At 61.5% G+C, this 10321-nt stretch carries 9 protein-coding genes and 2 pseudogenes; 2 read left to right on the plus strand and 9 right to left on the minus strand.

Annotated features, from left to right (window positions below; translation table 11 throughout):
* The 4 genes from RMO18_RS04905 to RMO18_RS04920 all read right to left on the minus strand — a co-directional run.
* The coding region (locus tag RMO18_RS04905) for a sugar ABC transporter ATP-binding protein (RefSeq protein WP_309664285.1) at positions 1-1490 on the minus strand (1490 nt) is incomplete at its 3' end.
* On the minus strand, positions 1487-2653 hold the full coding sequence (locus RMO18_RS04910; protein WP_309664286.1) for a Gfo/Idh/MocA family oxidoreductase: 1167 nt from the start codon (positions 2651-2653) through the stop codon (positions 1487-1489). The genes RMO18_RS04910 and RMO18_RS04905, both read right to left, overlap by 4 nt.
* A 103-nt stretch (positions 2654-2756) precedes the next feature.
* On the minus strand, positions 2757-3878 hold the full coding sequence (locus RMO18_RS04915; RefSeq protein ID WP_309664288.1) for a substrate-binding domain-containing protein: 1122 nt from the start codon (positions 3876-3878) through the stop codon (positions 2757-2759).
* Positions 3879-3933: 55 nt separating this feature from the next.
* Positions 3934-4755 (minus strand): sugar phosphate isomerase/epimerase family protein, encoded by an 822-nt coding sequence (locus tag RMO18_RS04920; protein ID WP_309664290.1) that lies wholly within the window; start codon positions 4753-4755, stop codon positions 3934-3936.
* Positions 4756-4981: 226 nt separating this feature from the next.
* Between RMO18_RS04920 and RMO18_RS04925 the strand changes: the two genes are divergently transcribed.
* Both RMO18_RS04925 and RMO18_RS04930 read left to right on the plus strand, forming a co-directional pair.
* Positions 4982-6355 carry an ROK family protein gene (locus tag RMO18_RS04925; RefSeq protein WP_309664291.1) on the plus strand — a complete coding sequence of 458 codons (1374 nt, stop codon included), beginning with the start codon at positions 4982-4984 and terminating at the stop codon, positions 6353-6355.
* Positions 6352-7356, plus strand: a complete 1005-nt coding sequence (locus RMO18_RS04930) for a substrate-binding domain-containing protein (protein ID WP_309664292.1) — start codon at positions 6352-6354, stop codon at positions 7354-7356. The genes RMO18_RS04925 and RMO18_RS04930 overlap by 4 nt, the downstream gene beginning before the upstream one ends.
* A gap of 326 nt (positions 7357-7682) precedes the next feature.
* On the opposite strand, the gene RMO18_RS04935 is transcribed toward RMO18_RS04930, so the two are convergent.
* From RMO18_RS04935 to RMO18_RS04955, 5 genes and pseudogenes are all read right to left on the minus strand, one after another.
* Positions 7683-7961, minus strand: coding sequence for a hypothetical protein (locus RMO18_RS04935; RefSeq protein WP_309664294.1), 279 nt, complete (start codon positions 7959-7961; stop codon positions 7683-7685).
* A gap of 136 nt (positions 7962-8097) precedes the next feature.
* The gene (locus RMO18_RS04940) at positions 8098-8424 is read right to left on the minus strand and encodes a hypothetical protein (protein ID WP_309664295.1); all 327 of its coding nucleotides are present in this window, start codon (positions 8422-8424) and stop codon (positions 8098-8100) included.
* 32 nt (positions 8425-8456) lie between these two features.
* The gene (locus tag RMO18_RS21085; RefSeq protein ID WP_405054006.1) at positions 8457-8852 is read right to left on the minus strand and encodes a class I SAM-dependent methyltransferase; all 396 of its coding nucleotides are present in this window, start codon (positions 8850-8852) and stop codon (positions 8457-8459) included.
* 722 nt (positions 8853-9574) lie between these two features.
* Positions 9575-10048: pseudogene (locus tag RMO18_RS04950) on the minus strand (ATP-binding cassette domain-containing protein); the annotation flags it as partial.
* Positions 10049-10120: 72 nt separating this feature from the next.
* Positions 10121-10321 (minus strand): annotated as a pseudogene (locus RMO18_RS04955) (IS5/IS1182 family transposase); the annotation flags it as partial.

Below are 10321 nucleotides of genomic sequence, written 5' to 3' on the forward strand. Positions count from 1 at the left end.
GGATCGTCCAGTTCGGCGCGGTCAAGCATCTGATGCGCGCGGCCATCGGCCATGACCAGAATTCGGTCGCAGGCCGTGAGCAGTTCCGAGAGTTCGGACGAGATCACCAGGACGCCTTTGCCAGCCGCCGCAAGGTCACGCACCAGCCGGATGATTTCGGATTTCGAGCCGATGTCGATGCCCGCTGTGGGTTCATCAAGGATCAGAATGTCGGGGTCGGTTGCCAGCCATTTGCCGATCACCACCTTTTGCTGGTTGCCCCCTGACAGCGTGGATACGGCATGGTCCCGGCTGGCCGTCTTGACCGAAAGGCGCTGGATCATGCTGTCGGTGATTGCCGTCGCGCGGGAAAGGTCAACCAGTCCGCGTTTCGTGATCCTGCCCAGAACCGCCATGACCATGTTCTCGGCAACGCTGTGGGCGGGGATGATGCCTTGTGTGGCGCGGGCTTCGGGAACCAGCGCCACGCCTTGGGCAATGGCATCGGCGGGGCGGCGGATCTGAACCGGTTTGCCCTTGATATGGATTTCACCCGACACCGCAGGCTCGATACCCGCGATCACCCGCGCCAGCGCCGATCGCCCCGAGCCAAGCAGCCCCGCAAGCCCCAGCACCTCGCCCCGGTGCAGGGTAAAGCTGACGTTATCGGGCTTGTGCGGCCCGGTCACGCCTTTGAGCTCCAACAAGGCCTCACCCCGCGAAGAACCGCCGCGTACCACGTCCGCCAACCCCTTGGACCGTTTGCCGACGATGTGTTCGATCATTGTATCAATGGGCAGGTCCGACATCGGCGCGGTAATTACATGCCGCCCGTCGCGCAGGATCGTCGCGCGGTCGGCGATACGGGCGATTTCGTCCATCCGATGGCTGACATAGATGATCGCCACGCCTTGTGATTTCAGCTTGCGCAGAAAGACGAACAGCCGTTCCACATCTGACACCGCCAGCGCGGTGGAAGGCTCGTCCAGGATCAGCACGCGCGCGTCCTGACTGATGGCCTTGGCAATCTCGGTCAGCTGTTTTTGGCCCGCGCCAAGATCGCCCACCAACGCACGGGGGTTCACCTCAACCTCAAGCATCTTGAAAATCGCTTCTGCGCGGCGGATCGAATCTTCGTCGTCGATCAGTCCACGAGCATCGCGGGCCTCGCGCGTCAAAAACACGTTCTGTGCCACGGTCAGGGTGGGGATCAGCGACATTTCCTGAAAGTTCATCGCCACCCCAGCAGCCCGGGCGGCCTCGGGCGTCGGGGCGGCAAGCCTTTGGCCCGCCACCTCGACGGTGCCTTCATCGGGGATGTGCACCCCGTTCAGTACCTTCAGAATGGTGGATTTCCCCGCCCCGTTGCCGCCCAGCAGGGCGTGAACCTCTCCGGGCAGCACTTCCAGATCGACATTGTCCAAAGCGCGCACGCCGCCGAAGGATTTGGAAATCCCCCTCATGCGAACGGCGGGAACAATGGCAGAGGTTATCGGGGCCGTGGCGGTCATCCGACCGTTTCCCATTTTCCGGTTTCACCCGAGCGCAGCATTGCGTCCGCCACCAGTTCGGTCAATAACCCGTCCTCAAAATTCGGGCTGGGCTGTTTGCCTGACGCGATGGCGCGGAAGAAGTCAAAGCACTCCACGATCTTCGTCTCGGAATAGCCGATGCCCAGACCCGGGATTGGCCACAACCCGCCACCGTAGGGATGCGCCGGACCGGTATAGATGGTGCGGAACCCGCGCGCATCCGCCGGATCGTCGGCGAACATCACCTGCAATTCGTCGCGGCGTTCATAGTTGAAGTGGATCGAGCCCTTGGTGCCGTGAATTTCCAGCGTGATGAAGTTGTTGCGGCCCCAGGCGTTGCGCGTGGCCTCAAGGCTGCCGACAGCGCCACCGGCAAAGCGCAGCATCGAGATCACCTCGTCATCCACATCCACCGGCGCCCGTTCGGCACCTGCCGATTTTTCCGACGCGCCCAGCTTGTCAATGCCGCCCTGCTGCAAGGGCCGGGTTGTCACATAGGTCTTTGTCATCGCGATCACCTCGGCGATCGGGCCAACAAGATAGTGGGCCAGATCAACGACATGGGTGCCAATATCGCCCACCGTGCCCGAGCCTGCGATCTTTTTCTGGAAGCGCCAGGACAGCGGGCCATTTTCATCCGCCGACCAGTCTTGCAGGTAGGTTCCGCGGAAGTTCAGAATCTTGCCGATGCGGCCTTCGTCGATGAATTTCTTTGCCAAGGCCACGGCGGGCGTGCGGCGATAGTTGAAGGCGACCATGTGGATGATGCCGGCGGCCTTCGCCGCAACGGTCATCGCGCGGGCCTCTTCCACGGTGCGTGCAAGGGGCTTTTCGCAGATGATGTGCTTGCCTGCCTTTGCCGCCGCGATGGCGATTTCGGCATGCACATTGTTGGGCGTGCAGATATCAACCACGTCGATATCCGGGCGGTTTACCACAGCACGCCAGTCGCTGCTGGCCTCGTCAAAACCGAACCGCCGGCGGGCCTCTTCGGCGGCCCCGTCGGTGACATCGACCACGACCTTGCGGTGCGGAATGGCCGGAGCGGGCCAGAAGAACATCGGCATCGACGCATAGGCCATGGCATGCGCCTTGCCCATGAACCCGCCACCGATCATGGCGACATTCATCACTTTGGTCATTTTCGGTCTCCGGGAAATGGGGAGAGCCTTCGGGCGGGCGGGGCGCAATCTGCCTGACCGAAGGCTCTGGTTTCGCGCGGGGATGGCCCCCGCGCGGCAGGGATCACTGCATCATCGACTTGATGTTGTCAGTGGCTTCGGTGGAATAGACTTGGGTCCAGGCTTCCAGCAAATTGTCCTTGCTGACGGGAAGTGCTGGCAAGGCGACAAAGGCCGGGGCCTCTTTGCCCAGCAGCGCGTAGCCGGCCAGCTTGGCCTCAACCACGCCCGCATCATACGGACGCTGCGCACCAAGACCCTTGATGAAGCCGCCCTGCGCCATGCTGATCGCCACGTTTTCCCCAAGGTCAACTGTGGTGATGATCAGATCATCGCGGCCCGCAGCCCGTGCGGCGGCGATCACGCCCTCGGCGGGCACGTCCCAGACCGCCCAGATCCCCTTAATTGACGGATTGGCCGTCAGCATTGCTCCAGCAGCTTTTTCGGCATCACCCGAAAAGTCGGGCCCGCCGATGCCCTGTTCATCCACGATCTTGATGTTCGGATAATCGCTGGCAATGGTGGCTTTAAAAGCATCATAGCGCTGCTTGGTCACGAAGAAATCAGCGGCATGGAACACCAGACCGATATCCCCCCCATCCGGCCCCAGGGCTTTTGCCATCAGATGTGCAGAGGCGACGCCGTTGCCATAGTTGTCCGCAGAGACAACCGAGACGTAATCCTTGCCCGCAACAAAGCCTGCGGGGACGTTGTCCATGAATACGAACTTCGCTCCCGCTTCGCCTGCGGCCCGGTAGGCGGCGGCGGTCGCGGTGGGGTCCGTGGGGATCGATACGATGACGTCAGGCGCCTGCGCCATGATGGTTTCAAGGTCGCTGACCTGCTTTTCGGGTTTGAAGCCCGCATCGGTCACGGCAATCACTTCAATGCCCATGGCGGCGAATTGCGTCTGCAAGCCGTTGATTTGGGCGCGGGACCAGTCATTGCCACCGTAGTGCATGACGATTGCGGCGGTGGCCCCCATCTCTTTGATCTTCGCCAGTTCCTCATCGCTGAGCACGACTGTCGAGGGGGCCGAGGGGTCTTCGCCGTTCGGGCCTTTCGACAGCACGGTTTCCTGCAATGCGGCCAGCGCAGTGTCAGGATCGGCAAAGGCGGGGACATTCAGTCCCATGACCAGCGCAAGCGCGGTGGCCGAGCCCAAGAGAGCACGTCTGGTAATCATGATTTCTTCCTCCCAGAGAAGATAAGGGGTCACCCCCCGGTAAAAGGCGTGCGGTTCAGACCGCCATGGCCCGGTTCAAATACTCACGGCTGATCCGCGCCCCTTCGGCAGGGTCGGCCCAAGCGTCAAGTTCGGTACAAACCCAGCCGGCAAAACCCACATCCTTCATCGCCTGAAGTATGGGGTCGGTGGGCACGTCGCCCCGATCAAGCGGGGTGAAGGCGAAGGGCTGTTTCTGAAACCCTTTCAGATGCACATACGAGATTCGCTGCGCGTGATCCCGGATCAGTTGCGCCGGGTCGCCCCCTGCAGCAGCCAGATGCGCCGTGTCGGGGCAAAAGTCGATTGCGGTCAGATCGAAGATCTTGGCAACCTCGGCCGGACCCTCGACGATGGTGGACAGGTGCGGGTGGTAATGCGCGCGCAAAGACCGGGCATCGGCAATCGCCTTGACGCGGTCCAGCGCCGCGCCCAGCTTGTGGTAATCCGCCTCGCGTATTCCGTCGAAACGTTTAGCCCCGCCGCCAACAACCAGATGCGGCGCACCCAGTTCGGCGGCGCGGTCGGCGGCACGGGTCACCCGGGCCAGTTCCTCGGGCAGGATGTCATCAAAGATGAAGTTCCCACCGGCATAGGCGGCAACCAGCGCCAGCCCGTTGTCGGCCAGAAGGCTGCGCATCGCGGCAGCGCTATAGTCCAGGAGGTTGCCGTCAAAGAGCTCGACCCCCTCATATCCAGCCGCAGCGATATCGGCAAAAGCGCGGTCCATCGCCCCAAAGGTCCGATAGCTTAGCTGAGTGATCGAGGTGACCCCCACGGCACTTCCGCCAAGTTCTCCCCAGCAATTGGCGTGATACGCCAGCTTCCACTCAGCCATCTGTGATCCCCTCCCGTTCTCGTGTCCGGCGCGGCCTTGCCCGCTGGGCCGATCTTTCCTCTTGGCCCCATCGGACCGTGGAGGAGTGATTACGCCGGAAATCGGTACAGGTCAACTGTATTTCAGCTTATATAGGCTATCTTTTGTCTTTTATCTGCAAAAGTATTTACTTGAACGGCCGAAGATGGCCATTTATCTCTGTGGAAACACATCAAAGGAGCCGTTTTTGCCGCTGTCCGCCGCCGCCCTTGCCGAATCGAACCGCTCGCGCGGCAAGGGGCGTCCGCGCACCAGCGAAACAGCAGCACCGTCTCTGGTCGAAATCCTGAACCTGATCCGCAGCGAACGTGCCACTACACGGCAGGCGCTGGAGCGGGAAAGCGAGCTGGGCCGGGCTGTGGTGGCGGACCGGCTGCAGCTTTTGTCCGACCTCGGCCTCGTCGATGAAAGCGAGCTTGGACTGGCCACCGGCGGGCGCGCCCCTCGCCTTGTGCGTTTCTCGGCCCGGCGCGGTCTGGTGCTGGTGGCGACACTGGACCAGACGGCAATCGGCGTCGGCGTCTCGGACCTGTCGGGGAACCTTTTGACCGAACACCATGAGGCCGCCGATCTGACCGCCCCAACAGCCCAACTGGCAAGCAGGCTTTCGGCCCTGTTCACCTGGTGCCTGGAGCGTCAGGTCACCCCGACGGCACCCTGGGGCATTTCGCTGTCGGTCCCCGGTACGGTTCCTGCCGGTCGCGATGATGCCTTCATGACGGCTACCCCCCCCGTCCTGCCCGCCTGGGAAGATTTCCCGCTGGTCGAAACCCTTACCCGCCAGTTTGGCGTGCCGGTCTGGATCCGCTCCAGCGTCGAAACCATGACAATGGGCGAATTACACGCCGGGGCGGGCCATGGACTGCGTTCGATGCTGTTCATAAAGGTCGGGCGCCGGATCGGCGCGGGTATCGTGTGTGACGGGCAGCTTTATCGCGGCGCGCAGGGGGCGGCGGGGCTGATCGGTGCGTTGCCGGTCGTCTCTGACGGGGTGACCGGCACGCTGGACATGATGGCCGGATCCGACATGATCCAGCGCGAGGGGTGCGCGGCGGCGGAAGACGGCCGCAGTCCGGTTCTGGCTGATCTGTTCCGGCGCGGGGCCGAGATCACCCCCATCGAAGTATCACAGGCTGCGCAGATCGGCGATCCGGCCGCGTCGGCGATCCTGTCAAAGTCGGGGCATCTGATCGGGCAAGTGGTGGCGACGCTTGCCAACGCTCTGAATCCCGATATGATCGTGCTGTCGGGCACCTTGGTGCAGACCAACGACAACCTTCTGGCGGGGATCCGCGAGGCGGTTTACGGCGCATCCCACCCGCTGGTGACGCGCGACTTGCGGATCATCCGGTCGCAAATGGGCAGTTCGGCGGGGCTGGTGGGGGCGGCGCGCGTGGCCTCCGAAGCGCTGTTCGCACCCGCTTTCCTCAAGGACTGGATCCTTCAGGGCAAACCGACCCTGCACCCCGATTTCGCCACCTTCCGCGCTCACGCCGACAAGACCGAGGCTCCGCCATCGGCCATTGCGCCGCCAGCCGGACAGGGAAGGAGCACAACATGACGATTGCCGGACTTGGCCCCCATGGCGAGCGCGCAGCACCGCCCGAACGGGTCAGCTTGCTGCCCGAGGATATCGCCGCCGCCAAGACGGCCACCCTACGGGTCGCCATCGTGCTGCACACGTTGGACAGCGATTGGACGAGGCTGCAGATTTCCGGCATGCTGGGCATCTTCGGTGACTGCGGCGTGGTCGTGACCGAGGTCGTCGATTGCAGCTTTTCAGCCGATAGGCAGGTGGCCGCACTTGACCGGCTGATCGCGGCGGCACCGGATGCGATCGTGGCCCTACCAGTGGCCAACGAACAGGTCGTGGCGGCCTTCCGGCGAGTTTCGGCGGCGGGCATCCGACTGGTTTTGCTGGAAAATGTTCCGACCGGCCTTCTGCCCGGATCGCACTACACCTCACTGGTGTCGTCGGACAATTTCGGGCTGGGCAAGATGGCCGCCGCCGGGCTAGCTCCGCATCTGGCCGAAGGGGCAGCGGTGGGTGTCCTTGGCTTTGCCGCCGACTTCTTTGCAACCAACGAACGAGAGATCGCCTTCACCAACTGGATGCAGGCCAACCGGCCCGATGTGCGCACCCATGTGCGGCGGTTCGGCGCGATCGAGGAAGCGGCCGATCTGGCCCTGCGGATGATCGCGGATCACCCCGATATCTCGGGCTTCTTCGCGGTCTGGGACACGCCCGCCAATGCGGTGGCGACCCGGCTTGAGTCCGAAGGTCATGCCCCTGCAATGGCCACGGTCGATCTGGGAGAAGATGTTGCCATCGCGCTGGCCGCAGGCCGGCCGTTTGTCAGCGTGGCTGCCCAGCAGCCCTTTCAGCAAGGCGTTGCAGCTGCCCGCACGACGATCCTCGCACTTCTGGGTCGCACGGTTCCGGCCTGGATTGCCATGCCCGGTGTCGCCGTGGCCCGCAGCAATGTGGCCGACAGCTTTCAGATCATCTGGCGAAAACCCGCCCCGCGCGAGGTCTTGCGCCTACTTGGCCTGGCGCCCTGAAGGCAACGGTCGAAGCATCTGTCCAGCGTTGAAGGGCATCGCGGCGAGACCTTCCGCAGTCGCGGTGAAAGTCCGCCATGCTGGGACGCATCGAAGCGAAAACTCCGTCACTCAATGGTGGCTCAGGGCGGAAAGCCGACCGATGGCGGTGCAGCATCTGCAACGCGACTAGAGCGGAAGCGGCCATTCGATCGGTATGTGAACGGGGGTGATCTTGCCGCTGTCCTAGGCGCAAAGAGCCCTTTTCGTCTCGTTGCATTTTCTGCTACTGCCAATACTCGCTGACTGGACGGCCATGACTTTCCGCAATCAACTGCCAGAGGACGTTAGTACGACGCATCCGGTACAACGCTGTGGCCTTCCCGGTGAAGCCGTGAGGGGCTTGATGAATTCTGCGAAAAAATGTTGCGATCGGCAGTATGACCGCCATTATTGCTACCACCGTTGGCCCACGTCCCGAGCGCCGCAGCGCAGATAACCGTATCAACCATCAGGCAGTTGGGATCCACCAAACCGCCTTGCGCTGCAAAACGCCCTTTGCCCACTCCACAGGAGTCCCAGCGATCAACTTCAATCGGTTTGTCCGTTTCTGCATCGACCAGCATTCTCAGAGAGTATGCCCACGCCTTCCCCTGGATAGCGGCCCGGAGACCGGACAGGTGATCGACTGTTCAAGTGTTGTCGTCGTCCAGATATGCGACCAATCGCGCATTGGCGGCGAGAGAGAGAATGCCGCGCAAGCTACCACCATCCAGCGCGCGTGTGCACACCTCCATGTCGCATAGAGGTCGAATAAGGCAAGGTCAGCACAAGAGCGCTGACGTTCGGTGGGCGACACTCCAGAGTCTGCCGCACAACATCAACATCCCCCTTTGCCACATCGACTCCAATCGCAATTTGGATGCGACCGGCATCTGTTTGTGCGAAAACAGACTCCAAAGCTCTTTTGATTGAAATCCGCGCGACGGTCGGAATGACAACCGCTACATCAAAAGGTCCATCGCCAAGACCGTCGGAAAGAGCATAGCCTAAGGAAGAAGCCGGTCCGACACTCACTTCATTCATCACGTTTTAACGCCTCGTTAACTCAATAGGCGCAGTTATTCGGCTGTTTTTCGCACCATCAATTGGTACAGAGGCGCAGATAAGACTCTAATCTTCCTACAAAAAATGGTTGTAAACGCGTCAATGGCAAGTTTAGGCGTCCGAACAGGATCGACGCCGTACGCCAACGGCTCCGACCATAGATAGTCGTCAAAAACCAACAAACCGCCTACCCTTAGCAGCCGGAACCCGAGCAAGGCGTCGAGCAACACGTCCGGGGCTTGATGAGACCCATCGACATACACCATGTCGAACGATGATCTGTGAGCATGGGCGAGGACCGTCAGCACATCGCCAGACTCGCCCTTGTAAATGTGGAGACCAACAGCCCCACCCGTACTTCCCAGCGCAATATCTGCGTTGCGCCTGAAACGGGCCTCAACGGCACCCATGTCTGCTTTCGCGCTGCCGGTTGGGCCGTGCTCAACGCCAACCACCCACGTATCGACGCAATGGGTTCACCTCCGCCGGCTGCATGGATCCGCGAAATCAAATAGCACGCGCTAGCACCCTCATAGGAACCAACTTCCAGGACTTTCCGCAGATTAAACCTCGGAATAACTTGGTCCCATATCGGTTTAGCAGAGGTGCTAAACCAATTGTTTGTGAACTCATACTTCATTTGCCAGCTACCAAACCACTTCACACATCAGCCGACATTCCCCAAGTGACTTGCTTTCTGACGTCACAATCGGCTGACGAGGTCAACCGATCAAGCGCTTTTTGTGCTGCGCATTGTCTGCGGTTGCGGAGGCACCCCGGATCGGTCGGATTAAGCCGCGAGTCTGCGCCTTGTGGCAGCAAGCTCCGCCCCACCATCGTCGTCGGCTCTTACTTCACACACCCGAATGACTGCATGTCCCAGATTGCTGCAGTTGCTACGCTGTGGTTCCTGCAGGCTGCACTCCGCTCATCATGCCGGTCATGCTGCGCCTGCGAGTGGCGATCGAGCAACCCCAAAAAAGTCTGCTTTGTCCGCAAAGTAGCCGTCCACCGAGTTTTCGCGTCGTGGCCATAACCTGCGCCGGATGTTTGACCGACAGAGAGCCAACAGAAGAGTAAGCGCGAATACCCCGAATTCGATTGTTGGATAGAGGTGCTCTGACCTGATCGCTTAAGTGGCAACCAAGTGGCCGTTGCCAATGTCCACCAACGACACACGTTGCGGCGCCTGTCCCGGCGGGTGCAAAGAGCTGGGCAGTTCTGACGCTCTGCGTGGGATGGTCGCGCGCGCGTGGCCAGGGTCGGGGATGGGAACTGCCTCGATCAGCAGGCGGGTATAGGGATGCTGAGGGTTGCCGAAAATCTGCGCCGTCGTTCCAAGTTCGACGATCTGCCCCAGATACATCACGGCGACCCGGTCAGACACATTGTTCACCACTGCCATGTCGTGGCTGATGAACAGATAGGCGACCCCAAACTCGCGCTGCAGATCCTGCAACAGTTCCAGCACGCGCGCCTGGACCGACACATCAAGGGCGGAAACGCTTTCGTCCGCGATGATGAGGTCCGGCTGAAGCGCCAGCGCGCGCGCGATGCAGATGCGCTGGCGCTGGCCGCCAGAAAACTCGTGCGAGTAGCGGTCAAGATGTGCCGCCTCCAGCCAGGCGTTGTCGCAGAACTGATGACTGAGGAATGACAGCCCCTTTCCCCGTCAGCATCAGGCCACACGAACGATCTCGGCCGTTCCAAGGGCCGGGAAGCGGTTCATCAGGGCGATGCGGATCTGGATTTCGGCGGTTTGGCGGTCTGGGTCTCTTGCGGCGATGGGCTCGCCGAAGGACTTGAGACAGCGCATCTTCGCCTCGATCCGGCTTCGGACGTGATATCCCGTCCAGCGCTTCCAGAATGCCCGGCCGTA

It is taken from the genome of Tabrizicola sp. (assembly GCF_031377265.1).
Classification (GTDB): Bacteria; Pseudomonadota; Alphaproteobacteria; order Rhodobacterales; family Rhodobacteraceae; genus JAUYQR01.